Consider the following 23,536-nt stretch of genomic DNA (forward strand, 5'->3'; position numbering starts at 1 on the left):
CCCAATAAAACGAACTCAGTCGACAGGGAGCGCGACGGCGTGCGCCACGCCCGAACGCTTATTTGGCGGCGGCTGCACGCCACTCTTTGATGTACTCCAGGCGTTTTTTCGGCTGCAGGTACTCCAGCAGCGTTTCGTCAACCGGGATCGGCTTCAGTGCGTTACCGAGGATTTTGGTCAGGCCGTCAATATCATTTTTGCCTTCGATATCGTTACGGATGGAGGGAATATCCGCCTGACTGGCCAGAATGCTTTGCCCTTTTTCAGACAGTACATAGTCCAGCCACAGTTTTGCCGCATTGCTGTTTTGCGCCTGCTGGCTGATGAACGACACGCGCGAGAGCACCAGCGTGTAATCTTTCGGGTACGAAATGCCGAGAGAAGGATCGTTCTTCGCACGGGCTTCAGCATAGGATCCGAGGATGTTAAAGCCGATCAGGTTTTCACCGGAGGAAACCCTCTCCATCATGGTGCCCGTTGATGACTGCACCGCTAAGCCGCCTTTGGCGACGTCGGCCAGGGTTTTAAAGTAGTTTGGATCGGCCTTGTGATCCTGCACGGAAAGCATAAAGCCAAGACCCGATTTTTCGATGTCGTAGGTGGTGACTTTGCTCTTGAATTTGTCCGTCTGGCTGGCAATCAGCTTCGCCAGCGCGGCGTGAGAATCCGGCACGTCGCCAGCCGGGATCAGGCGCTTGTTGTAGATAAAGACCACTGGCTCATAGGTGGTGCCGTATGCCTTATCTTTCCAGACTGCCCATTTCGGCAGCTGACTTTGCTCCGGCGATTTGTACTCCATGGCGTAGTCGGTGGCGAGTTTCAGCCCGGTGTCCATTGAGGAGCTCCAGACCACGTCGCCGCTACCGCCACCGGAGGCCTGTTCGCTGATAAAACGGTTGTACAGCTCGGTGCTGTTCATGTCGTTGTATTCAACTTTGATGCCCGGGAAGGTTTTTTCGAAGCCCGCAATCAGCGGCCCGGCGGCTTTGGTGTCGGTGGTGGAGTAAATCACCACCTTGCCCTCTTTGGTGGCGGCATCGACAACTTTTTGATACTCAGCAGGATAGCCCTGCGGCAGGGCAGAGAGTGCAGAAGCAGAGAACAGGACGGTAGCGGTAAGCAGAGAAATTCGGAACGTGTTCGACATTATAGTTAACCTTTTAGTTACATTTGAGGAACTAATTGTCAACATAGCGTAAAGCGCGCCTCCGACAATAGGGAGGCGCGGGCAATGATTCCGAAGTGTGACTGTCACCATCGTTTCAGCAATTAACACCATAAAATCCGCGAACGTTTGCCTGCGAACGGTTTCGGATTACGGTTTATCGTCGGCTTTGCGGTATAGCCGCCGTGGATGACCAATATTGCCATACAGCATTTCGACGATGATTAACCCGCTCTCCACACAGTATTCCAGGTAGCGACGCCCCGTGGTTTTGCTGATCCCCACGTTTTCCACCACCTCTTCAACCGACATCGCGCTGTCGGGATGTTCGGCGAACAGGCGTTTAATCCTTTCCAGCGTTTGGGGTTCAATGCCCTTCGTCGACGGCGTAATGGAGGCTTCCGCGGCAGGCAGATTAAACAGACGATCCAGCGCGTGCTGGTCGACCACCTTCACCTGCTGCACGGTGTGGACGAAGCGCATAAACCGCTCCAGCGAGGCGTGCAGGCGCTGGAAAAAGACGGGCTTGATCAGGTAGTCAAACGCGCCGCTGCGCATGGCATGGCTGCAGGTCTGCATATCGCTGGCGGCGGTGATGAAGATCACCGAGCATTCATAGCTTTTCAACAGCGGGTTATCGATGAGCTCCACGCCTTTACCGTCCGGGAGATAGTTGTCCAGCAGGATAAGCCGCGGCTGATGCTGACGAATCAGGCTGCATGCCTGCTCAATCGACGCGGCGATGCCCACCACGCGCAAGTGAAAATTCTGCTCGATATACTCGCGATGCAGCTCCGCCAGGTGCGGTTCATCTTCAACGATCACAACGTCAAGTGGTTGGGTCATGCGGTTGTCCATTGGGAATAAACACAGAAAAAATGGTGCCCTGCGGCGTGTTGTCGGCGATCTCTATGCTGCCGCCCGCTTTCCTGATATAGCCTGCCACCAGAAACAGGCCAATACCGTGCTCGGTACCCACAATGTCGTTTTCACTTTCCGGTTTGCTGCTGAATCCCTGGCGGAAAATGTGTGGCTTCACCGCCTCATCCACACCGCAGCCTCTGTCTGCCACCTCTATCAACAACTCCTGGTTGCGGTCAGAAATGTAGAGTTCCACCGGCGCGGGGACCGGTGCCTTAAGGGTCGCGTCCACCGCGTTATCCAGCAGGTTACCAATAATGGACATCAGCTCCGTTTCGTTGAGCGTGCCGGGCATGCGGGTGAGCTGGCAGGCCGGGTCAAATTGCAGTTCAACGCCTTTTTCGCGCGCGCTGACGTATTTTCCTAACAGCAGCCCGCACAGGGCCGGAGAGACAAAATGGGCGGAGACAAAATCCAGCACGCGCTGCGCGCCTTCTGACTGCACCTGGATGTAACGGATCGCCTCGTCATAGTGTTTCATCTGCAGCAGCCCCACCAGCGTGGCGGTCCAGTTCAGCTGCTCGTGGCGCATAATGCGCAGGTTGTCCGCATAGCGCTTGATCTGGCTCAGTTGGCTGCTGAGGGTGTTAATGTCGTTTTTGTCGCGAAAGCTGTACACCCAGCCGCTTTCAACGCCGGGTTCGACCTCAATCGCCACGCGGTTAACGATCACCTCTCGCTGGTTAAGCACTGCGATCTGATCGTGGCGACCAGCGCTTACCGAGGCGTAGCGCTGGGATAAAAAGCCCGGCGACGTCTGCAGAACGTCTTCCAGCGGTTTGCCGATAAGTTCTTTCTCACTTTGATGAATATCCAGCATCTCCCTGGCTGCCCGGTTAATTAAAATCAGCTGCTTCTCTTCATTGATGGCAAATACCCCCTCGTACATCGCTTCTAATAGCGCGCGTTGCTGCAAAACCAACTGGGCGATATCTTTCGGCTCAAGGCGGAACATCTGCTTTTTAAGATTGCGGGTAAACAGCCAGGAGAAAATAAACAGCAACAGCAGAAGGGCAATACCGTACAGTCCAGCCTGCCAGAGAATGCGGGCGTTAATATTGGCGATATACGAGGTCAGATAGCCGACCGAGACGATGCCAATGACCTGATGCTGCGCATTAAAGATTGGCGCTTTGCTGCGCAGCGACACCCCAATCCCGCCCTGACGCACGGAAATAATGGTTTTGCCTTTTAACACCTCCGCATTATCCCCTCCAATCATCGGTAAATTAATGCGCTCCGGTGATTCCGAATGATAAAGGTGCTGTTCCCGGGTATCGCCAATCACAATATAGCTGGCATCGCTTTCGGCACGCAGCGGCTGTATTAAGCGGGCGATACCGGGGATATCTCTGGCTGCCACCACTTCCGCCAGACCCGGTATCAGGGCGATTTCACTGGCCTGTACCCGGGCGCGCTGGCCCAAATCGTGGTGTAGCTGTCGGTCAATAAAATGAAACAGGATCGTTCCCAGCAGAACTAACAGCAGGCAGGAGAAGCACACCAGCGCTAAAAACAGCTTTACCTGAAAAGAGAGTCTGCGTTTCATTCAACCTGTGCTAGCCCTATGAAAGTGAGAGATTTGCGGAGCCTGACATGTGCCAATAGCGGACGCAATCTGGCGAGAAAAGAGTTGTGACCTGGCTTTTCGTTTTCGGCGTTATAGCCATCAGGATCCCGTAAGGCTATGCTTCATTCAGCACGATAATAATTACAGAGGCAATGTCATGGATAAAGAACTACTGGATGAGGGGTACCGGGCCTATACCGGCGAGAAAATTGACGTTTACTTTAATACCGGGATCTGCAAACACTCAGGTAACTGCGTGCGTGGGAGCGCAAAGCTGTTTAATCTGAAACGTAAGCCGTGGATCATTCCCGATGAAGTGGACGTTGAAACGGTTGTACGCGTGATTGATACCTGCCCGAGCGGTGCGCTGAAGTATCGCCAAAAATAAGCGAGGAACCATGGAAATTCTGGAAGGCCATAACAAGTTTTACGTGAATGATGAGAACGGCAATCAGGTCGCAGAGATTGTCTTCGTGCCGACCGGCGAGCACCTGAGCATTATCGAGCACACTGATGTGGATGAGAGCCTGAAAGGGCAGGGCGTCGGTAAACAGCTGGTGGCGAAAGTGGTGGAGAAGATGCGCGGTGAGAACCGCAAAATTATTCCGCTGTGCCCGTTTGCGAAGCATGAGTTTGATAAGACGCGGGAATATGACGATATTCGGGCGTAAATAACGCGCCCGGCAGCACGCCGGGCACGAGTACGTCTAGCCAACAAACATCACCGACACGCACAGCACGCCGACGATCAGCGTCAGCAGGCTGCCAATTGAGCGGTACGGTTTCAGGGAAGGGATCAGATACGTCGACAGCGTCGGCATGATAAACAGGATCATGGCGATAAGCGGGCCGCTGATGGCGTAAATCATCGAGATGGCGTTCGGGTTAATGCAGCAGACCGCAAAGGTGATTAACGACACTCCCATAATGGAAATCGCGCGGTTAAAGGCGCGGCTCTTTTTAATCCCCACCTGATTTAGCGACGACTTCACGATCTCCGTCGCCCCTTCAATCACCCCAAAATAGGTGCCGAGGAACGATTTCGACATCGCTACGATCGCCACGATAATCCCGGAAATGCCGAGCCAGGCTGGGGAAGAGGGCATCATCGACAGCGCAGACAGGATCGTCACCCCTTCCTCTTTGGCCGTCACAATGTACGACGGTGGAATAGAAAGCAGGCAGCTGAAGACAAAGAACAGCACGCTCAGGCAGATAATCAGGTACGCCACCTTCATGATCTTCTTGCATTTATCCATGGCACCGTCGGCAAACTTCTCGCGACGGTCAACGGCAAACGTTGAGATAATCGGGGTATGGCTAAAGGCAAACACCATCACCGGAATTGAAATCCATACCTGATGCAGCGTTTGGCGATCGAAAGCCATCTGGCTGGTAAGCAACGAGGGCTGCCAGCTTCCGGTGAGATAGATCGAGACAAACAGGAAATAGGCAATCAGCGGAAACACCAGGAAGCCCATCACTTTTATCGTGATATGCCGTCCCATCAGGAAAATCAGATTCAATACCAGCACCACCCCCAGGCTGACCAGCACGCGAACGGTGGTGTCCACCGTCAGGTGTTTTGCCAACTGCTCGGTTAACGAGTTGGTAATGGCCACCGCATAAATCTGCACCACCACAAAAAAGGCGATGAAATAGAGCGTGGTGATCAGATTGCCAATCTTCTTACCATAGTAGTGGGAGACGGCGCCGGTGATCCCTTCATTACCTTTTGTGTTTGACGAGAGAATAAATTGCGCCAGCGCCCGGTGCGGCCAGTAGGTTAACGGATAGGCCACGAGGGCGGTGATAAACAGGACAATAGCGCCTGCGGAGCCCAGCTGAATGGGCAAGAACAGCGTTCCTGCGCCCACGGCCGTGCCATAGAGAGCGAAACTCCAGAGAGTCTCATCTTTTGACCAAATTTTCGACATTAGAGCAACGTTTCAACTAACAAACCATCAGAATGGCGTGCAATTTACCATAGTTATGCCTGAAGAGCGCAGTTGCTTCGACGGAGTTTGGCCGGAACAGGCGTCCGGCCAGCGAGGGTTTAGCCTGCCAGAGCGCGTCGTTGCTGGCGACGCTTAAGGAATTTCTCACGCAGGTTATCGTATGCCCAGTTATAGAACATGGTGTATGGCAGGAAGAACAGGAAGAAACCAATTTCTAACGTGAATGCCTCAAGCAGGGTCACGCCCAGCACGGCGGCGACAATCGACACGCCGATTACAATAAACCCGCATTCGAACCCCAGGGCGTGCAGCGCGCGCACTTTTGCCGTACGTTTTACGCGCTGGACAGGCCAGAAACGGTCGAAGCCGAAGTTATAGATAATGTTCCAGAGCATGGCGGTGGTAGCCAGGATAATGGTTAACCCACCCATCTCCACCACCGAGCGCTGCATCAGCCATGCCGCCGTGGGGGCGAGAATTGCCGTGGCAATCCCTTCGAAACAGACAGCATGAAAGATCCGCTCCGGCAGCTTACGTTGGAGTGCATCCTGATGTTGCATAGTGTAGACCTCATTTATTCACCGGTATGGGCGTTGATGCAGCCTATTTTTATCGCTAAAGCTGATATATTAAAGATAGTATCCATCGATAAAGTAGATAGTTTATGCGCTATTCACCTGAAGCTCTTACCGCGTTTGTTGAGACCGTTGCGGCAGGCTCTTTCTCTGCTGCCGCGCGCAGGCTGCGTAAAAGCCAGTCGACGATCAGCACCTCCATTGCCAACCTTGAAGCCGATCTGGGTTTCGAACTGTTTGACCGCTCGGCGCGCCAGCCGGTGTTAACGGTCCAGGGAGAACAGGTGCTGGGCTATGTGCAGGCCATTCTCGCCGCCAGCACGCGGCTGGATGAGCTGGCGGTGTCGTTAACGGCACAAACGGAGGCGCGTCTGACGTTTGTCCTCTCCGATACCCTCAACCCCGACGTGCTTGAAGATCTGATGAAGCAGTTTGACGCTCGCTTTCCCCACACGGAGTTCGAATGCCTGATTGGCGAGGAAGAGGACGTGATCGATCTGCTGCAAAAGGAGCGCGCGCAGGTGGGGCTGACGGAAGCGCGAGACGGTTATCCTACGGATATTGGCGCTACCCGGCTGCCGGTGCAGACCCGAATGGCGATATATGCCGCGACCACGCATCCGCTCGCCGGACAACACGAGGTGCAGAGCGACGAGCTGCACGGCTGGCGGGAGCTGAGGCTCAGCACCTACCTTGAGCGCGAGGCTGAGATCGCGCGCGGGCCCGTCTGGTCAGCGCCGAACTACCTGTTACTGCTGAGTATGGCCGTCCAGGGGTTCGGCTGGTGCGTGCTGCCGTGCGCGCTGGTAGATGAATTCGCCGCTGCGAAGTCGCTGGTACAGCTCAATGTTCCCGGCTGGCCACGGGCGATCGGCATCGATCTGCTGTGGAATAAACGATCCCCTCCCGGCGTGGCCGGAAGCTGGCTGCGGCAGTATCTGCAGGATGCACGCTAATCCTTGTGATTAAACTCACTATTTTTAAACAATTAAGATAATTGCCAGTAACAATCCTCTACTATCGTCATGTCATTTAACACAGAGGTCGTGATGAAAGATGTCGTAATAGTGGGTGCGTTGCGTACGGCTATCGGCTGTTTTCAGGGAGCGCTTGCGCGTCACTCGGCGGTTGACCTGGGCAGCGTGGTCGTTAAAGCGCTGGTGGAACGTAGCGGGATCGCAGCCCATGAAGTTGATGAGGTGATCCTGGGGCAGGTTCTCACGGCCGGTGCCGGGCAAAACCCTGCGCGACAGGCGGCGCTGAAGGGGGGGCTGCCCAACACCGTCTCCGCCATTACCATCAACGACGTCTGTGGTTCAGGGTTAAAAGCGCTGCATCTCGCCACTCAGGCCATTCAGTGCGGTGAAGCGGATGTGGTTATAGCTGGCGGGCAAGAGAACATGAGCCGCGCGCCGCACGTTCTCACCGATAGCCGAACCGGCGCGCAGCTGGGTAACAGCCAGCTGCTCGACAGCCTCGTGCATGACGGGCTGTGGGATGCGTTCAACGACTATCATATGGGCGTGACGGCAGAAAACCTGGCGCGCGAGTACGGCATTAGTCGCGAATTGCAGGACGCCTATGCGCTCAGTTCGCAGCAAAAAGCGCGTGCCGCGATTGATTCCGGTCGCTTTCGCGACGAGATTGTCCCGGTCAGCACGCAGCGTCAGAACGGCGAGGCGATCGTCGTCGATACCGATGAACAGCCGCGCACGGATGCCAGCGCGGAAGGCCTGGCGAGACTGAATCCCGCGTTTGAAACACAGGGCTCGGTCACCGCGGGCAATGCCTCGTCCATTAACGACGGTGCCGCCGCCGTGATGATGATGAGCGAAAGCAAAGCCCTTGAGCTCGATCTCCCCGTGCTGGCCCGCATTAAGGCGTTTGCCAGCGTGGGCGTGGATCCTGCGTTGATGGGGATTGCGCCGGTCTACGCTACCCGTCGCTGCCTGGAGCGCGCAGGGTGGCAACTTTCGGATGTCGATCTGATCGAAGTGAACGAAGCTTTTGCCGCGCAGGCGATCTCGGTCGGCAAAATGCTGGAATGGGATCCGCTGCGGGTCAACGTGAACGGCGGTGCAATTGCGCTGGGTCATCCCATCGGCGCGTCCGGCTGCCGAATCCTGGTTTCGCTGGTCCACGAAATGAAAAAGCGAAACGCGCGCAAAGGGATCGCTACCCTCTGTATAGGCGGCGGACAGGGCGTGGCGCTCGCCATCGAACGCTAATTTCTCCTCCCTTAAAAAACCTCCTTCGGGAGGTTTTTTTTATCGTGCTCTTCTCTTCATGGGAAGTAATCGTGATCCGCGCGTCATTTCTGTTATAAACAAAAATAAAAAATGAAACGTTGTTTTAATTGCAATTGAAAACCCTATTTTATGCCGCTAGTATGTGCTCATCATAAAACGAAACGTCGTTTCGTTTAATTTCTGCCTTCGGGCATGACCACATCTGGAGGTTACCGTGGACGTCAGACAAAGCATCCACAGCGCGCACGCCAAAGCGCTGGATACTCAGGGACTGCGCAGCGAGTTTTTAATTGAGCAGGTGTTCGAAGCCGATAAGTACACCATGGTCTATAGCCACATCGACCGCATTATCGTGGGCGGCATTATGCCGGTGGCGAAAACCGTCTCCGTGGGCGGGGAAGTAGGCAAGCAGCTGGGCGTAAGCTACTTCCTGGAGCGTCGTGAACTGGGCGTGATTAATATTGGCGGGCCGGGCACGATTACCGTGGACGGCCAGTGCTACGAGATTGGCCACCGCGACGGGCTGTACGTCGGCAAAGGGGCGAAAGAGGTGGTCTTTGCCAGCATCGACGGCGGTAAACCCGCGAAGTTTTACTACAACTGCGCCCCGGCGCACACCGCTTATCCAACCAAAAAAGTAACGCCCGCTGACGTTGCGCCCGTGATGCTGGGCGACAACCTCACCAGCAACCGCCGCACCATCAATAAATACTTCGTGCCGGATGTGCTGGAAACCTGCCAGCTCAGCATGGGTCTGACCGAACTGGCCCCGGGTAACCTGTGGAACACCATGCCGTGCCATACCCACGAACGCCGCATGGAAGTCTACTTCTACTTCAACATGGATGAAGACGCCTGCGTGTTCCACATGATGGGACAGCCTCAGGAAACCCGCCATATCGTCATGCATAACGAGCAGGCGGTGATTTCACCCAGCTGGTCTATTCACTCCGGCGTGGGGACGAAAGCATATACCTTCATCTGGGGGATGGTTGGAGAAAACCAGGTCTTCGATGACATGGACCACGTCGCGGTTAAGGATCTGCGCTAGTCGCGGGCAGTTAAGCATACATCTGCCTGTTGATGACAGGCGCTGAAAGAGTAAGGAACAAACATGATTCTGGATGCATTTTCTCTGCAGGGTAAAGTGGCCGTTGTTTCCGGGTGTGACACCGGACTGGGCCAGGGGATGGCGTTAGGCCTGGCGGAAGCGGGCTGTGATATCGTCGGGATTAACATCGTTGAGCCCACGGAAACCATCGAACGCGTAACCGCGCTGGGCCGCCGTTTTCTCAGCCTGACCGCCGACCTGCGTAAAATCGACGCTATTCCGGAGCTGCTGGATCGCGCGGTGGCGGAATTTGGCCATATCGACATTCTGGTCAACAACGCGGGGCTGATCCGCCGTGAAGACGCGATTAACTTCAGCGAGACCGACTGGGACGATGTCATGAACCTGAACATCAAGAGCGTGTTCTTTATGTCCCAGGCGGCGGCGAAGCACTTCATCGCGCAGGGCAAGGGCGGCAAGATCATTAACATCGCCTCGATGCTCTCCTTCCAGGGCGGCATCCGCGTGCCGTCTTACACCGCGTCGAAAAGCGCGGTGATGGGCGTGACCCGCCTGCTGGCGAACGAATGGGCGCAGCACAACATCAACGTCAACGCGATTGCGCCGGGCTACATGGCCACCAACAACACCCAGCAGCTTCGTGCTGACGAAGAACGCAGTGCGGCGATCCTGGAGCGTATTCCGGCGGGCCGCTGGGGGCTACCGAGCGATCTGATGGGGCCGGTAGTGTTCCTGGCTTCCCCGGCATCGGACTATATCAATGGTTATACCGTCGCGGTTGATGGCGGCTGGCTGGCGCGATAACCCTATTTATGACAAATACCTCTGCTCTTCGGCGGAGGTTTTTTTTGCTTAAAATTTGTCAAAGTCCATATTGATAAACACGAAAAATCCATACTTAAAAATCATAGATGACTGCCATCACACTTTTATTATTGAAAAATTAAGTGGTTAGTAAAATCAGGTGATTATCCAGCATTAGTTGAAATTGTAATGTCCATCACAGATCGCTATGCCATAGCGAAATAATCCATATCTTCACGAATTCCGGCCTGACACTTTTCCCCGCTATCTCGTAATTTCATTTAACGAATTTTGCTGTTGAGGCAGGAAAAATATGACATCTATAAATGACTCTACCCTGATGCCTGCCGCGCTGCGCGATACCCGCCGCATGAACCAGTTTGTCTCCATTGCGGCAGCCGTGGCCGGTTTGTTGTTCGGCCTGGATATCGGCGTTATCGCCGGGGCGCTGCCGTTTATTACCGATCACTTTACGCTGAGTAACCGCCTGCAGGAGTGGGTGGTGAGCAGCATGATGCTCGGCGCGGCCATCGGCGCACTGTTTAACGGCTGGCTTTCGTTCCGCCTTGGGCGTAAATACAGCCTGATGGTCGGGGCGGTCCTGTTTGTTGCCGGGTCCATAGGTTCGGCGTTTGCCACTAACGTTGAAGTGCTGCTGCTCTCCCGCGTGCTGCTGGGCGTGGCGGTGGGGATTGCCTCCTACACCGCGCCGCTGTATCTCTCCGAAATGGCGAGCGAGAACGTGCGCGGCAAGATGATTAGCATGTACCAGCTGATGGTGACGCTGGGCATCGTGCTGGCGTTCCTGTCCGATACGTACTTCAGCTACAGCGGTAACTGGCGGGCGATGCTCGGCGTGCTGGCGCTGCCTGCGGTAGTGCTGATTGTTTTAGTGATCTTCCTGCCCAACAGCCCGCGCTGGCTGGCGCAAAAAGGGCGTCACGTGGAAGCGGAAGAGGTGCTGCGCATGCTGCGCGACACGTCTGAGAAAGCGCGTGAAGAGCTGAACGAGATCCGCGAAAGCCTGAAGCTGAAGCAGGGCGGCTGGTCGCTGTTTAAGGCTAACCGCAACGTGCGCCGCGCGGTGTTCCTCGGCATGTTGCTGCAGGCGATGCAGCAGTTCACGGGGATGAACATCATCATGTATTACGCCCCGCGCATCTTCAAAATGGCCGGTTTTACCACCACCGAACAGCAGATGATCGCCACGCTGGTGGTGGGGCTTACCTTTATGTTCGCCACCTTTATCGCGGTGTTCACCGTCGATAAGGCCGGTCGTAAGCCTGCGCTGAAAATTGGCTTTAGCGTGATGGCGCTTGGCACCCTGATCCTCGGCTACTGCCTGATGCAGTTTGATAACGGCACGGCGTCCAGCGGCCTCTCCTGGCTCTCCGTGGGCATGACCATGATGTGTATTGCTGGCTACGCGATGAGCGCCGCGCCGGTGGTGTGGATCCTGTGCTCTGAAATTCAGCCGCTGAAATGTCGCGATTTTGGTATCACCTGTTCCACCACCACCAACTGGGTGTCGAACATGATCATCGGCGCGACCTTCCTGACGCTGCTGGATGCGATTGGCGCGGCGGGAACCTTCTGGCTCTATACGGTGCTGAACGTGGCGTTTATTGGCGTGACATTCTGGCTAATTCCAGAAACCAAAGGCGTGACGCTGGAACATATTGAACGCAAGCTGATGAGCGGGGAGAAACTGCGAAATATCGGCGTGTAAGGGGTAATGCCGGGTAAGCGCAGCGCCACCCGGCGTTTTGTAACCGTGATGCTGAATAACTACCAACTTTGATAGCCGTTCCTCAGATAGTCCATTCTCGTGTTCAGATTATTCTTAGTTTCTTGTATTATTGGGCAACTGAACTCACCCGGCAGGAATTTACTGCACCCGAAACATAAGAACGGCTATGTCAGCAATGGATTTCAAAAAAAATACGGACCTCGATTTTCCCTCATATGCTCCTCCAGCAGTCAGTTCAAAAGAGATCGATCTTCTGGGCCTGTTAGATATTCTGATTACCGCGAAAAAACGTATTGCCACCATTATCTTTGTTTTCGCGCTGGCAGGTCTGGCAATTGCGCTTCTACTGCCGCAAAAATGGACCAGTAAAGCGGTGATCACTCCGGCGGAACAGACACAGTGGAATCCGCTGAGCCAGATGATGGTTGCGCTGCAGGTTCTTGATGTGAAGGTGCCGGTTACCCGTCAGGAAGTCTTTGACCTGTTTATTAAAAAATTCCAGTCGCAGTCATTGCTTGAAGAGTATATGACCTCTTCCCCTTACGTGATGGCGCAGCTCAAGAATGCGCAAGTGGACCCGCTTGAACTGCACCGTGCGGTTGTCAATATTGCAGACAAAATGAAAGCGGTGAATGATGTTCAGGGAAAAGATGCGGATAAAGCGCCTTTCGTCTCCTGGACATTGAGCTTCACCGCGCCGACCGCAGCCGATGCCCAATCCGTTCTGGAGGGGTATATCAACTATATCTCGGCAATTGTTGAGAAAGAAACGGTGCAGAATATCCGCAACCAGATCGCCCTCAAAACGAACGAGGTAGAACAGCAGCTGGCGCTCGACCGCGTTCGTCTGACCAATGTGCATAACACCAACCTGCAGCGGCTGAACTATTCGCTGGAAGTGGCGAATGCGGCGGGCATTAAGAAGCCTGTTTATAGCAACGGACAAGGGATAAAAGACGATCCGGATTACTCCGTCGCGCTCGGGGCTGACGGTATCGCGGAAAAGCTAAGGATTGAAAAAAATCTTAAGGATGTGACGGAGCTGAACGCGGACTTCCAGAACCGGGAATATTACCTGGCGCAGCTGAAAAAACTCTCCTTCGCAGACGTTAAGCTTGAGCCATTCAGGTATCAGCTTTCGCCATCGATGCCGGTGAAAAAAGACGGCCCGGGCAAAGGCATGATTGTCATTCTGGCGGCGATCCTTGGCGCTCTGTTTGCCTGCGGCAGCGTATTACTCCGTGAGGCCATGCTCAGCCGAAACCCATTGCCAGAGCCGGTAACGGAATAAATTCTGCACACATGAAGGCGCTGCAACAGCGCCTTTTTTATTTCAGGAAATCCTTGCGAACAGGCGTAAAGGTGTCCAGCAGCGTGCCGGCCCTGAGGCAGACGCAGCCGTGCATCACATGTGGTTGTTTGTAGAGGGTATCTCCCGCCGTCACGACATGCTTCTCTTCACCAATGGTAAACTCAAATTCTCCAGAGAGAACATAGGTTAACTGTTCGTGCGGGTGGTTATGCAGTGGGCCAATCGCGCCCTGCTCAAAATGTACTTCAACCGCCATCATCCTGCCGCCGTGGGCCAGCACGCGACGCGTAACGCCGTTCCCCAGATCTTCAGACGCGGTCTCTTTGTGGAACATAAACATGGCTTTGCCCTTCATAATAAAACAGTGTTTTATTTAATTTACATTGGCCAGCTTAAAAAGAAAACGACGTAATAAAGAACTGGAAACAGGATCACAAGTTTGCTTCACTGGCTTAAACAGATAAGGAGCGATGATGAAAACGATTGGCCTGATAGGTGGGATGAGCTGGGAATCGACAATCCCTTATTACCGCCTGATTAACGAAGGCGTAAAGCAGCGTCTGGGCGGCCTGCACTCCGCGAGCCTGCTGCTGCACAGCGTTGATTTTCATGAAATCGAAGCCTGCCAGTCGAGCGGCGAATGGGATAAAGCCGGAGAAATCCTGGCTGATGCCGCGCTGGGGCTGGAGCGTGCGGGGGCGCAGGGCATTCTGCTGTGTACCAACACGATGCACAAAGTGGCCTCGCACATTGAAGCGCGCTGTTCGCTGCCGTTCCTGCACATCGCGGACGCCACCGGACGCGCCATTCGCGCTTCGGGAATGTCGCGCATGGCCTTGCTGGGCACACGTTACACCATGGAGCAGGATTTCTATCGCGGGCGCTTGCACAGCGAGTTTGGGATTGAAAGCCTGATCCCGGATGAGGGGGACCGGGCGCGCATCAATCAGATTATCTTCGACGAGCTCTGCCTCGGAACCTTCAGCGAAACCTCCCGCGCATATTACGTCAGCGTAATAGATAAACTGGCGCAGCAGGGGGCTGAAGGGGTGATTTTCGGCTGCACGGAGATCGGTTTGCTGGTGCCGGCCGAACGAAGCCCCATCCCGGTGTTTGATACCGCGGCCATTCACGCGGCAGATGCCGTGGAATTTATGCTGTCATAACGGGTTTTGCAGGTCAGGTAAGCGAAGCGCCACCTGACGCGCATGCTCAACTAAGTGTTCGGTGAATGCGTCCACCAGCGCGGAAGCCGGACGGTGCAGCGGGCGGATAAGGCTTACGGTGAACGGGACGGAAACGCTAAAACGGCGGATGACGATCCCGCTTCCTGCATAGTCCAGCGCCGTAAGCGGATTGACGACCGCAACGCCGACGCCCGCGCGCACCATCGCGCATATTGACGCCGCGCTGTGGGTTTCAACGACCATCCGCCGCTTCACCTGATGCTCAGAAAAAAGCGTATCCAGCAGCTGCCGGTAGCTGTCCGTTTGCGACAGGCTAATGTAGTTTTCACCATGAAAATCCGCGGGCGTCAGCACTGCTTTGTGGGCAAGCCGATGCCCGGCGGGCAGAACGCACACTTCATCCAGCGCGAGCAGTTCCGTGCGCGCCGTTCCTGCGGGTGTCGAGAGGGTTTCGGTTAACCCGAGATCGTGCCGCTGTGCCGACAGCCACTCTTCAAGCAGAGGCGACTCCTGCGGGACGATGGTGAGATTGACCTCAGGATAGCGGGCCAGAAAAGGCTGGAGCAGCGTCGGTAAAAAGGACTGAGAGAAGACGGGCAGGCAGACAATCGACAGCTCGCCCTGACGAAACTCGCGCAGGCTTTCCGCCGCGCTGACGATTCTGTCCAGCCCGTACCATGAGCGCTGCACTTCCTCAAACAGGCGCAACCCCTGCACCGTCGGGTGAAGCCTGCCCCGGGCGCGTTCGAACAGCTTCAGCCCCAGCACTTTCTCGAAGCGCGCCAGCTCGCGGCTGACCGTCGGCTGCGAGGTGTGCAGCATCTGCGCGGCTTCGGTGAGATTGCCGGCGGTCATCACGGCGTGAAAAATCTCGATGTGGCGTAAATTGACGGCGGGCATAGGGCACCTGAAAGCAAGGAACTGTCCATATCATTTTTGCATAGACTCGCGATAAAACGATATTTTTTATTCTGCTTCCGCTGTGGCGTAATCATAAAAAATGAATTGAACCGGAGAAGACCATGCCACGCCCGCTCAACCAGACGGATACCGATTTGAACGCTGAAAACCTGCTGCGCCTGCCCGCCGAGTTTGGCTGCCCGGTATGGGTCTACGACGCGCAGATCGTTCGCGAGAAGATCGCCGCCCTGCATCAGTTTGACGTGGTGCGTTTTGCCCAGAAGGCCTGCTCCAATATTCATATTCTGCGCCTGATGCGCGAGCAGGGCGTGAAGGTTGACTCCGTGTCGCTGGGTGAAATCGAGCGTGCGCTGGCGGCAGGCTTTGATCCGAAAACCGATCCTGACGCGATCGTCTTTACCGCGGATGTGATCGACGACGCCACGCTTGCGCGCGTGCATGAACTGCAGGTGCCGGTGAACGCCGGTTCTGTGGATATGCTGGAGCAGCTTGGGCAGGTTTCACCCGGCCATCGCGTCTGGCTGCGCGTCAACCCGGGCTTTGGACATGGCCATAGCCAAAAAACCAACACCGGGGGCGAAAACAGCAAGCACGGGATCTGGTATGCCGATATGCCTGCCGCGCTTGAGGTACTGCAGCGCTACAGCCTGAAGCTGGTCGGTATTCATATGCACATTGGCTCCGGCGTCGATTACGGGCACCTGGAGCAGGTGTGCGGGGCGATGGTGCGCCAGGTTGTTGACTTCGGTCAGGATCTGGAGGCGATCTCCGCCGGTGGAGGTCTTTCCATTCCTTATCGTGAAGGGGAAGAGGCGATCGACACCGATCACTATTACGGCCTGTGGAGCGCCGCGCGCGATCAAATTGCCGCACATCTGGGCCATGCCGTGAAGCTGGAAATTGAGCCGGGTCGTTTCCTGGTAGCCGAAGCCGGCGTGCTGGTGGCTCAGGTACGCAGCGTCAAAGAGATGGGCTCCCGCCACTTCGTGCTGATTGATGCGGGCTTTAACGACCTGATGCGTCCGTCCATGTACGGCAGCTACCATCACATTACCGCCCTGGCTGCCGATGGCCGCGATTTAACGCACGCGCAGCGCCGCGAGACGGTGGTCGCAGGCCCGCTGTGTGAATCCGGTGATGTGTTTACCCAGCAGGAAGGTGGCAAAGTTGAAACCCGCGCGCTGCCCGAGGTGAAGCCGGGCGATTACCTGGTGCTGCACGACACCGGGGCGTACGGGGCGTCTATGTCCTCGAACTACAACAGCCGTCCGCTGCTGCCGGAAGTGCTGTTTGATAACGGCAAGGCGCGGCTGATCCGTCGTCGCCAGACCATTCAGGAACTGCTGGCGCTGGAACTCGTTTGATTAAAGTACGGCCCCGTTGTGACCGAATCGCGTAATACCAGCGTGCCGGTAAACGGCGGGATCGCATCGACCGGCTGGTTCTTCGCCAGCCGGATCGCCTGATCGATAGCCGTGACGATCATGTTATCTATCGGCAGATAAACCGACGACAGCGCAGGCTCCAGCCACTTTGCGCTTGGGGCATCGTCAAAGCCGAACAGGGAGATATCCTGCGGGATCTTAAGCCCTGCCTGATGCAGCGCTTTGGACGCGCCCAGCGCCATATCATCGTTACAGGCAAACAGCGCGCTGAACGACACCCCTTCAGCAATCAGCTCCTTACACAGCTCATAGCCCCGCGTCATTCCCGCATCACCGTACTTTATTCGACGCTCGTCCAGACGAATGCCGTGCTTTTCCAGCGCCTTACGGTAGCCCATCAGCCGTGCTTTACCCGTGGGGGTGTGGATCGGAACGGTAATGCAGGCGATCTCCCGGTGGCCCTGATTGATCAGGTAATCCACCGCCTTAAACGCGGCATCCTGTTGTTCGAAGAACACGCAGCGCTCCGGTGCCTGGCTGACTTCACGGTTGATGACCACCAGCGGCGTTTGCACGGTATTAATCAGCTTGATGATCGCTTTTTCGCTCATATAGCGCGTGTAAAGCACGATGGCATCGCACTGGCGGTCGGCCAGCATTTGCACCGCCTGCTCTTCCTGCTCTGGCGCGTCGTGACCGTCGGTGACGATCAGCTGTTTCCCGTGGGTTTCGGTCTGCCGCGACGCCTGCTGCAAAAGACGACCAAAGTAAAAGCCGTCGAAGGTAGAGACGACCAGACCAATGCTGTTGCTGGTCTGGTTAGCCAGCGAACGCGCGAGAAAGTTTGGGCGGTAGCCCAGCTCTTCCATCGCAGCAAAGACCTGCTGACGCGTGCTCTCTTTAACCTGACCTGTGCCGTTCAGCACGCGCGAGACGGTAGCCTTCGACACGCCCGCGCGCAGTGAGACATCCAGCATTGTTGCCATTCTACATTCCTGCTTCCACGTAATGGTTTGCAGTTTAACACAGACCTGACAGCGTATAAGCGATGCGGGAAGCGCAAAACTTCTGCCACGATCACGCTTTTTGGTCACGATTCGCCTGGCCTGCCGGAAGTAAAACTAAATAGTCTGACTCTGGTAAAATAATCGCCAAACCGGGCTGGAGGCGTCAGGCCAGCATATTCATTAAAAACGCAGGTGAAACGTGAAAAAGACCGTCATTCTCCCGCTTTACGAGGCACCGCGCTATGCGGAGCAGGTCACCGACTGGCTCTGGCAGGCCTTTGGCGAGGGGCTTGCGCGGGATTTTTTCCATAGCATCGTCGAGCACAGCCAGACGCCGGGTGCCCTGCCGCTGACCTTTATCGCCGTAGAGGATGAACGGCTTCTCGGGACGGTGGGACTCTGGCGCTGTGATTTGATTACCCGTCAGGATCTCTGTCCGTGGCTGGCGGCGCTCTACGTTGATGACGCGGCGCGAGGCAAGGGGCTGGCAGGAAAGTTACAGCAGCATGTTATTCGCTTCGCCGCACGGGCCGGGTACGAGGAACTTCATCTCTGGTCTGCCTGCCGCGACTTCTATGAACGTTACGGCTGGCAGTATATTGGCGATGGGCTGGAGTATCCGGATAAAACGGTACACCTGTATCGCTATTCGCTCTGTGCGTCAGCGGGGGCAGCAACGGAGTGACGGCGCACTAACGTTGGACTGAAGAGATGGGTAATCTCCGGCGGCTGGCGTTGTTCGGCCAGCGCCAGCGCCAGCTCTGCGGCCTGGGTGGCCATCGTGATGATGGGGTAGCGTACGGTGGTCAGGCGCGGGCGCACGTACCGGGAGACCAAAACATCGTCGAAGCCAATCAGCGAGATTTCAGCCGGCACCTCGATCCCGTTGTCATTCATGACGCCCATTGCCCCGGCAGCCATCGAATCGTTATAGCTGGCGACCGCGGTGAAATTCCGTCCGCGACCCAGCAGCTCCGTCATGGCCTGTTCGCCGCCGCTCTCATCCGGTTCACCGTAGGCCACCAGACGGTCATTGCACGGCAGACCGTTTTCGCGCAGGGCGTCGTAGTAGCCCTGCAGGCGGTCTTCCGCATCAGAAATGGGGTGATTGGAGCAGAGATAGCCAATCCGGGTATGACCCTGTTGAATCAGATGACGGGTCGCAAGCCAGGCGCCGTAGCGGTCGTCGAGGGCTACACAGCGTTTTTCAAAGCCGGGGATAATACGGTTGATAATCACCATGCCGGGCATCTGCTTCATCAGGTGAATTAGCTCGGCATCCGGGATCATTTTGGCGTGTACCACCAGTGCAGCGCAGCGGTGGCGGATCAGCTGCTCGATGGCCTGGCGTTCTTTTTGTTCATTATGATAGCCATTGCCGATCAGCAAAAAATTACCCGTCTGATAAGAGACCTGTTCAACCGCTTTTACCATGGCACCGAAAAAGGGATCGGAAACGTCTCCCACCACCAGCCCAATAGTCTCTGTTGACTGCTGGGCGAGCGCGCGGGCGTTGGCATTCGGATGGTAGTTCAGGGTTTCCATGGCGCTTTGTACCGCCTGGCGTGATGCGTCACTGGCTTTGGGTGAATCATTAATCACGCGGGAGACGGTGGCTACCGACACACCTGCCAGACGAGCCACATCCTTTATTGTCGCCATTTATAACCTTCTTATTTGGGGTAAGCGTTTACACACTGAATAGTGTTGCGGAAAAGTGACGTCCATTCAAGGGAAGCCGGTTTCCGGGAGCCACAAACGTGACGCAGACCAACCCTGGTAGTGTAATCGTTACACGCCTGGTCATGTCAGAAGAATGTCATTCTGAACCTTTAGTTACACTTTGCCTCAGGCTGTTGCGATTGTCCGGTGGCGATGACGTTAAAGAGGTTGGTAGAGTCGAGATCCCAGAGGTATTGATAGGTGGAATCAACTCCGGTTGATTAACACGACTTACACCAGCCTGCGTTCTTACGCAGGTTTTTTTTGCCTGATAGTTCAACCTGTAACAGCAAAAGAGAATATTCACACCTGGTTGCATTTCGGCTCATTCCCTTGCGTTTTCCTGCTGGCGAAGTGCAGGGTCAACAGCCACAATCAAGATCCCAGAGGTATTGATTGGTGAGAATTCTTAGTACGGTTTCGTACTCATCTCTTGCACCAACCTGCGCGGATGCGCAGGTTTTTTTTCGCCTCCATTTTTGCTGTCGCTCCCGTATCACTTCTCGTGTAATCTGCCACCATTTACTGTCAACCCACCACACTGTCTGGCAAAGGGAGTTGAGATGCTATTTGGGTTTTTCCGTACACTGTTCCGTATTCTTTTTCGCATCCGCGTCACTGGCGATGCCCAGGCGCTTCGTGGCGAGCGCGTTCTTATCACACCCAATCATGTTTCCTTTATAGACGGCATCCTGCTTGCGCTGTTTCTGCCCGTGCGTCCGGTGTTTGCGGTCTATACCTCCATCAGCCAGCAGTGGTATATGCGCTGGCTCACCCCACTGATCGATTTCGTACCGCTTGACCCGACAAAGCCGATGATGATTAAACACCTGGTACGTCTGGTAGAGCAGGGGCGTCCGGTGGTCATTTTCCCGGAAGGGCGCATTTCAGTGACCGGTTCGCTGATGAAAATCTACGACGGCGCGGGGTTTGTCGCGGCGAAATCAAACGCGACCGTGGTGCCGCTGCGCATTGAAGGCGCAGAGTTGACCCATTTCAGCCGCCTTAAGGGGCTGGTGAAGCAGCGTCTGTTCCCCAAAATCACCCTGCATATCCTGCCGCCAACGTCGTTACCGATGCCGGAAGCGCCGCGTGCCCGCGATCGCCGTAAAATCGCCGGGGAAATGCTGCACCAGATTATGATGGAAGCGCGCATGGCCGTTCGTCCGCGCGAAACGCTGTATGAATCCCTGCTTTCGGCGCAGTACCGCTACGGCGCGAAGAAAAACTGCATTGAAGACATCAACTTTACCCCGGATACCTATCGTAAACTGCTGACCAAGACGCTGTTCGTGGGCCGCATTCTTGAGAAGTACAGCAAAAAGGGCGAAAAGATCGGCCTGATGCTGCCAAACGCGGGCATCAGCGCGGCGGTGATTTTTGGTGCGGTTTCCCGTGGCCGTATACCGGCGATGATGAACTACACGGCGGGCGTGAAAGGGCTGACCAGCGCCATTACCGCCGCCCAAATCAATACCATCTTTACCTCCCGACAGTTCCTGGACAAAGGCAAGCTGTGGCATCTGCCGGAACAGCTGACCCAGGTACGCTGGGTCTTCCTGGAAGATCTAAAAGCGGACGTGACCACCGGCGACAAGCTGTGGATTTTTGCGCATCTGCTGGTGCCGCATCTGGCTCAGGTCAAACAGCAGCCGGAAGATGACGCGATTATCCTTTTCACGTCGGGTTCGGAGGGTAACCCGAAAGGCGTCGTCCACAGCCACAAGAGTATTCTGGCGAATGTTGAGCAGATCAAAAGCATTGCCGACTTTACCGCGAATGACCGTTTTATGTCGGCGCTGCCGCTGTTCCACTCCTTTGGCCTGACGGTGGGGCTGTTCACGCCGCTGCTGACCGGTGCCGAGGTGTTCCTCTATCCTAGCCCGCTGCACTACCGCATTGTGCCGGAGCTGGTGTATGACCGTAACTGCACCGTCCTGTTCGGGACCTCAACCTTCCTGGGTAACTATGCCCGTTTCGCCAATCCGTATGATTTCTATCGCGTGCGGTACGTGGTGGCCGGTGCGGAAAAGCTGCAGGAGAGCACGCGTCAGATCTGGCAGGACAAGTTTGGCCTGCGCATTCTTGAAGGTTATGGCGTTACCGAGTGCGCGCCCGTTGTCTCGATCAACGTACCGATGGCGGCGAAACCGGGAACGGTGGGCCGAATTCTGCCGGGGATGGATGCGCGCTTGCTGGCGGTGCCGGGCATTGAGGACGGTGGCCGCCTGCAGCTGAAAGGGCCGAACGTGATGAACGGTTACCTGCGCGTGGAAAACCCAGGCGTGCTGGAAGCGCCAACGGCGGAAAACGTCAACGGCGAGATTGAAACCGGCTGGTACGACACCGGTGACATCGTTCGTTTCGATGAGCAAGGCTTTGTACAGATTCAGGGGCGCGCAAAACGCTTCGCCAAAATCGCCGGTGAGATGGTCTCTCTGGAAATGGTTGAACAACTGGCGACGGCCGTGTCCGCCGAGAAGATGCACGCCACGGTCGTGAAGAGCGATGCCAGCAAAGGCGAGGCGCTGGTGCTGTTTACCACTGATGCTGAGCTTAAGCGCGACAGGTTACTGAGCTATGCGCGTGAGCATGGCATTCCAGAGCTGGCGGTGCCGCGCGATATTCGCTACCTGAAGCAGCTTCCGGTGCTGGGTAGCGGCAAGCCCGATTTCGTGACCCTGAAAGGTATGGTTGAAGAGGCGGAACAGCAAAATGCGTGAGTCAGTACACACTAACACCTCCCTCAGGTCGAAAGGCATGATGGCCGTCATCGCCGCGCAGTTTCTCTCTGCATTCGGTGATAACGCGCTGCTGTTTGCCACGCTGGCGCTGCTGAAAGCCGAGTTTTACCCTGACTGGAGTCAGCCGATCCTGCAGATGGTGTTTGTGGGCGCTTACATTATCTTTGCCCCGTTTGTGGGGCAGGTGGCGGACAGCTTCCCGAAAGGCCGGGTGATGATGTTTGCCAACGGTCTCAAGCTGCTGGGCGCTGCCAGTATATGTTTTGGTTTTAATCCGTTTGTTGGCTATACGCTGGTGGGCATCGGTGCTGCCGCCTACTCCCCGGCGAAGTATGGCATTCTCGGAGAACTGACTACGGGCGATAAGCTGGTGAAAGCCAACGGCCTGATGGAGTCGTCAACGATTGCCGCTATCCTCCTCGGCTCCGTCGCGGGTGGCGTGCTGGCCGACTGGCATGTTCTGGCGGCCCTGGGCGTGTGTGCAGTGGTGTATGGTGGGGCGGTCGTGGCTAACCTGTTTATTCCGAAGCTGCCGGTGGCTCGCCCGGGCCAGTCCTGGCGCTTTAAACCAATGACCGGCAGTTTCTTTAACGCGTGCCGCGTGCTCTGGCGTAACGGGGAAACGCGTTTCTCCCTGATGGGAACCAGTATGTTCTGGGGGGCGGGCGTCACGCTGCGCTTCCTGCTGGTTCTGTGGGTACCGGTGGCGCTGGGGATTACGGACAATGCGACGTCGACCTATCTTAATGCGATGGTGGCGATCGGGATTGTGGCTGGGGCGGGCGCGGCGGCGAAGCTGGTGACGCTTGAAACGGTTGCACGCTGCATGCCAGCGGGGATCCTGATTGGCCTCGTGGTGCTTATCTTCTCGCTACAACATGCGTTATTGCCCGCTTATGCTCTGTTGATCCTGATTGGTATTCTGGGGGGCTTCTTTGTGGTACCGCTGAATGCGTTACTCCAGGAGCGTGGCAAGCAGACCGTCGGGGCGGGGAATGCCATTGCGGTTCAAAATCTCGGTGAAAACCTGGCCATGCTGTTAATGCTGGGGCTCTACTCGCTGGCGGTAAAAGTGGGTGTCCCGGTGGTGGCGATTGGCGTTGGATTTGGTGGGCTGTTCGCGGCGGCGATTGCGGGATTGTGGATCTGGCAGCGTCGCCGTTAATAAGTAGCCGGGTGGCGGCTTCGCCTTAC

At 55.9% G+C, this 23,536-nt stretch carries 22 protein-coding genes; 13 read left to right on the plus strand and 9 right to left on the minus strand.

Annotated features, from left to right (window positions below; genetic code table 11):
- Positions 1–58: 58 nt before the first annotated feature.
- From APT89_RS09975 to APT89_RS09985, 3 genes are all read right to left on the minus strand, one after another.
- On the minus strand, positions 59–1,147 hold the full coding sequence (locus APT89_RS09975; protein ID WP_047364484.1) for an ABC transporter substrate-binding protein: 1,089 nt from the start codon (positions 1,145–1,147) through the stop codon (positions 59–61).
- A 168-nt stretch (positions 1,148–1,315) separates the two neighbouring features.
- Positions 1,316–2,011: a response regulator gene (locus tag APT89_RS09980; protein ID WP_075206212.1), complete on the minus strand. Its 696-nt coding sequence runs from the start codon at positions 2,009–2,011 to the stop codon at positions 1,316–1,318.
- Positions 1,995–3,635, minus strand: coding sequence for an ATP-binding protein (locus tag APT89_RS09985; RefSeq protein ID WP_060572230.1), 1,641 nt, complete (start codon positions 3,633–3,635; stop codon positions 1,995–1,997). The genes APT89_RS09980 and APT89_RS09985 overlap by 17 nt, the downstream gene beginning before the upstream one ends.
- A gap of 178 nt (positions 3,636–3,813) precedes the next feature.
- Here APT89_RS09985 and yjdI point away from each other — a divergent pair, with 178 nt between their 5' ends.
- Positions 3,814–4,044 carry a 4Fe-4S mono-cluster protein YjdI gene (gene yjdI / locus APT89_RS09990; RefSeq protein ID WP_041908367.1) on the plus strand — a complete coding sequence of 77 codons (231 nt, stop codon included), beginning with the start codon at positions 3,814–3,816 and terminating at the stop codon, positions 4,042–4,044.
- Between the two features lie 10 nt (positions 4,045–4,054).
- Positions 4,055–4,327, plus strand: coding sequence for a GNAT family N-acetyltransferase (locus APT89_RS09995; RefSeq protein WP_048957332.1), 273 nt, complete (start codon positions 4,055–4,057; stop codon positions 4,325–4,327).
- 36 nt (positions 4,328–4,363) lie between these two features.
- Here the strand turns inward: APT89_RS09995 and APT89_RS10000 are convergent, their stop codons facing one another.
- Both APT89_RS10000 and APT89_RS10005 read right to left on the minus strand, forming a co-directional pair.
- The gene (locus APT89_RS10000; protein ID WP_048957333.1) at positions 4,364–5,593 is read right to left on the minus strand and encodes an amino acid permease; all 1,230 of its coding nucleotides are present in this window, start codon (positions 5,591–5,593) and stop codon (positions 4,364–4,366) included.
- Between the two features lie 119 nt (positions 5,594–5,712).
- Positions 5,713–6,174, minus strand: coding sequence for a multidrug/biocide efflux PACE transporter (locus APT89_RS10005; RefSeq protein WP_041908370.1), 462 nt, complete (start codon positions 6,172–6,174; stop codon positions 5,713–5,715).
- A gap of 104 nt (positions 6,175–6,278) precedes the next feature.
- Here APT89_RS10005 and APT89_RS10010 point away from each other — a divergent pair, with 104 nt between their 5' ends.
- The 6 genes from APT89_RS10010 to wzz(fepE) all read left to right on the plus strand — a co-directional run bounded on the left by APT89_RS10010 (position 6,279) and on the right by wzz(fepE) (position 13,355).
- Positions 6,279–7,145, plus strand: coding sequence for a LysR family transcriptional regulator (locus tag APT89_RS10010; RefSeq protein WP_045629969.1), 867 nt, complete (start codon positions 6,279–6,281; stop codon positions 7,143–7,145).
- A 93-nt stretch (positions 7,146–7,238) separates the two neighbouring features.
- Positions 7,239–8,417 (plus strand): acetyl-CoA C-acetyltransferase, encoded by a 1,179-nt coding sequence (locus tag APT89_RS10015; protein WP_028014300.1) that lies wholly within the window; start codon positions 7,239–7,241, stop codon positions 8,415–8,417.
- 235 nt (positions 8,418–8,652) lie between these two features.
- The gene (gene kduI, locus APT89_RS10020) at positions 8,653–9,489 is read left to right on the plus strand and encodes a 5-dehydro-4-deoxy-D-glucuronate isomerase (RefSeq protein WP_060572232.1); all 837 of its coding nucleotides are present in this window, start codon (positions 8,653–8,655) and stop codon (positions 9,487–9,489) included.
- Positions 9,490–9,552: 63 nt separating this feature from the next.
- Positions 9,553–10,314, plus strand: a complete 762-nt coding sequence (gene kduD, locus APT89_RS10025; protein WP_003862835.1) for a 2-dehydro-3-deoxy-D-gluconate 5-dehydrogenase KduD — start codon at positions 9,553–9,555, stop codon at positions 10,312–10,314.
- A 313-nt stretch (positions 10,315–10,627) separates the two neighbouring features.
- A complete protein-coding gene (araE, locus tag APT89_RS10030; protein WP_028014298.1) occupies positions 10,628–12,043 on the plus strand; it encodes an arabinose-proton symporter AraE in 1,416 nt (471 codons plus the stop codon).
- Between the two features lie 187 nt (positions 12,044–12,230).
- The gene (gene wzz(fepE), locus APT89_RS10035; RefSeq protein WP_041908373.1) at positions 12,231–13,355 is read left to right on the plus strand and encodes an LPS O-antigen length regulator Wzz(fepE); all 1,125 of its coding nucleotides are present in this window, start codon (positions 12,231–12,233) and stop codon (positions 13,353–13,355) included.
- 37 nt (positions 13,356–13,392) lie between these two features.
- Here wzz(fepE) and APT89_RS10040 read toward each other — a convergent pair whose 3' ends face one another.
- Positions 13,393–13,716 (minus strand): cupin domain-containing protein, encoded by a 324-nt coding sequence (locus APT89_RS10040; RefSeq protein ID WP_060572234.1) that lies wholly within the window; start codon positions 13,714–13,716, stop codon positions 13,393–13,395.
- 133 nt (positions 13,717–13,849) lie between these two features.
- Here APT89_RS10040 and APT89_RS10045 point away from each other — a divergent pair, with 133 nt between their 5' ends.
- Entirely contained in the window at positions 13,850–14,542 is a 693-nt protein-coding gene (locus APT89_RS10045; RefSeq protein WP_060572236.1) for an aspartate/glutamate racemase, read from the plus strand.
- Here the strand turns inward: APT89_RS10045 and APT89_RS10050 are convergent.
- Positions 14,537–15,463 carry a LysR family transcriptional regulator gene (locus APT89_RS10050; RefSeq protein ID WP_045260912.1) on the minus strand — a complete coding sequence of 309 codons (927 nt, stop codon included), beginning with the start codon at positions 15,461–15,463 and terminating at the stop codon, positions 14,537–14,539. The genes APT89_RS10045 and APT89_RS10050 overlap by 6 nt on opposite strands.
- Positions 15,464–15,585: 122 nt before the next feature.
- Here APT89_RS10050 and lysA point away from each other — a divergent pair, with 122 nt between their 5' ends.
- On the plus strand, positions 15,586–16,848 hold the full coding sequence (lysA, locus tag APT89_RS10055; RefSeq protein ID WP_047364472.1) for a diaminopimelate decarboxylase: 1,263 nt from the start codon (positions 15,586–15,588) through the stop codon (positions 16,846–16,848).
- On the opposite strand, the gene APT89_RS10060 is transcribed toward lysA, so the two are convergent.
- On the minus strand, positions 16,818–17,855 hold the full coding sequence (locus APT89_RS10060) for a LacI family DNA-binding transcriptional regulator (protein WP_028014292.1): 1,038 nt from the start codon (positions 17,853–17,855) through the stop codon (positions 16,818–16,820). The genes lysA and APT89_RS10060 overlap by 31 nt on opposite strands.
- Before the next feature lie 220 nt (positions 17,856–18,075).
- Between APT89_RS10060 and APT89_RS10065 the strand changes: the two genes are divergently transcribed.
- Positions 18,076–18,561: a GNAT family N-acetyltransferase gene (locus APT89_RS10065; protein WP_041908378.1), complete on the plus strand. Its 486-nt coding sequence runs from the start codon at positions 18,076–18,078 to the stop codon at positions 18,559–18,561.
- Here APT89_RS10065 and galR read toward each other — a convergent pair.
- Positions 18,522–19,538, minus strand: coding sequence for an HTH-type transcriptional regulator GalR (gene galR, locus APT89_RS10070; RefSeq protein ID WP_028014290.1), 1,017 nt, complete (start codon positions 19,536–19,538; stop codon positions 18,522–18,524). The genes APT89_RS10065 and galR overlap by 40 nt on opposite strands.
- 623 nt (positions 19,539–20,161) lie before the next feature.
- Between galR and aas the strand changes: the two genes are divergently transcribed.
- On the plus strand, positions 20,162–22,321 hold the full coding sequence (aas, locus tag APT89_RS10075; RefSeq protein ID WP_060572238.1) for a bifunctional acyl-ACP--phospholipid O-acyltransferase/long-chain-fatty-acid--ACP ligase: 2,160 nt from the start codon (positions 20,162–20,164) through the stop codon (positions 22,319–22,321).
- Positions 22,314–23,507 (plus strand): lysophospholipid transporter LplT, encoded by a 1,194-nt coding sequence (gene lplT, locus APT89_RS10080; RefSeq protein ID WP_060572241.1) that lies wholly within the window; start codon positions 22,314–22,316, stop codon positions 23,505–23,507. Before aas ends, lplT begins: the two co-directional genes overlap by 8 nt.
- The last annotated feature ends 29 nt before the right edge of the window (positions 23,508–23,536 follow it).

It is taken from the genome of Enterobacter sp. 50588862 (assembly GCF_001462935.1).
Classification (GTDB): Bacteria; Pseudomonadota; Gammaproteobacteria; order Enterobacterales; family Enterobacteriaceae; genus Enterobacter; species Enterobacter bugandensis.

Bases quoted from the DNA above. Each gene is read 5' to 3' on its own strand.
- APT89_RS09975 (WP_047364484.1), bottom strand. From the start codon at position 1,147: ATGTCGAACACGTTCCGAATTTCTCTGCTTACCGCTACCGTCCTGTTC.
- APT89_RS09980 (WP_075206212.1), bottom strand. From the start codon at position 2,011: ATGACCCAACCACTTGACGTTGTGATCGTTGAAGATGAACCGCACCTG.
- APT89_RS09985 (WP_060572230.1), bottom strand. From the start codon at position 3,635: ATGAAACGCAGACTCTCTTTTCAGGTAAAGCTGTTTTTAGCGCTGGTG.
- yjdI (WP_041908367.1), top strand. From the start codon at position 3,814: ATGGATAAAGAACTACTGGATGAGGGGTACCGGGCCTATACCGGCGAG.
- APT89_RS09995 (WP_048957332.1), top strand. From the start codon at position 4,055: ATGGAAATTCTGGAAGGCCATAACAAGTTTTACGTGAATGATGAGAAC.
- APT89_RS10000 (WP_048957333.1), bottom strand. From the start codon at position 5,593: ATGTCGAAAATTTGGTCAAAAGATGAGACTCTCTGGAGTTTCGCTCTC.
- APT89_RS10005 (WP_041908370.1), bottom strand. From the start codon at position 6,174: ATGCAACATCAGGATGCACTCCAACGTAAGCTGCCGGAGCGGATCTTT.
- APT89_RS10010 (WP_045629969.1), top strand. From the start codon at position 6,279: ATGCGCTATTCACCTGAAGCTCTTACCGCGTTTGTTGAGACCGTTGCG.
- APT89_RS10015 (WP_028014300.1), top strand. From the start codon at position 7,239: ATGAAAGATGTCGTAATAGTGGGTGCGTTGCGTACGGCTATCGGCTGT.
- kduD (WP_003862835.1), top strand. From the start codon at position 9,553: ATGATTCTGGATGCATTTTCTCTGCAGGGTAAAGTGGCCGTTGTTTCC.
- araE (WP_028014298.1), top strand. From the start codon at position 10,628: ATGACATCTATAAATGACTCTACCCTGATGCCTGCCGCGCTGCGCGAT.
- APT89_RS10040 (WP_060572234.1), bottom strand. From the start codon at position 13,716: ATGTTTATGTTCCACAAAGAGACCGCGTCTGAAGATCTGGGGAACGGC.
- APT89_RS10045 (WP_060572236.1), top strand. From the start codon at position 13,850: ATGAAAACGATTGGCCTGATAGGTGGGATGAGCTGGGAATCGACAATC.
- APT89_RS10050 (WP_045260912.1), bottom strand. From the start codon at position 15,463: ATGCCCGCCGTCAATTTACGCCACATCGAGATTTTTCACGCCGTGATG.
- lysA (WP_047364472.1), top strand. From the start codon at position 15,586: ATGCCACGCCCGCTCAACCAGACGGATACCGATTTGAACGCTGAAAAC.
- APT89_RS10060 (WP_028014292.1), bottom strand. From the start codon at position 17,855: ATGGCAACAATGCTGGATGTCTCACTGCGCGCGGGCGTGTCGAAGGCT.
- galR (WP_028014290.1), bottom strand. From the start codon at position 19,538: ATGGCGACAATAAAGGATGTGGCTCGTCTGGCAGGTGTGTCGGTAGCC.
- aas (WP_060572238.1), top strand. From the start codon at position 20,162: ATGCTATTTGGGTTTTTCCGTACACTGTTCCGTATTCTTTTTCGCATC.
- lplT (WP_060572241.1), top strand. From the start codon at position 22,314: ATGCGTGAGTCAGTACACACTAACACCTCCCTCAGGTCGAAAGGCATG.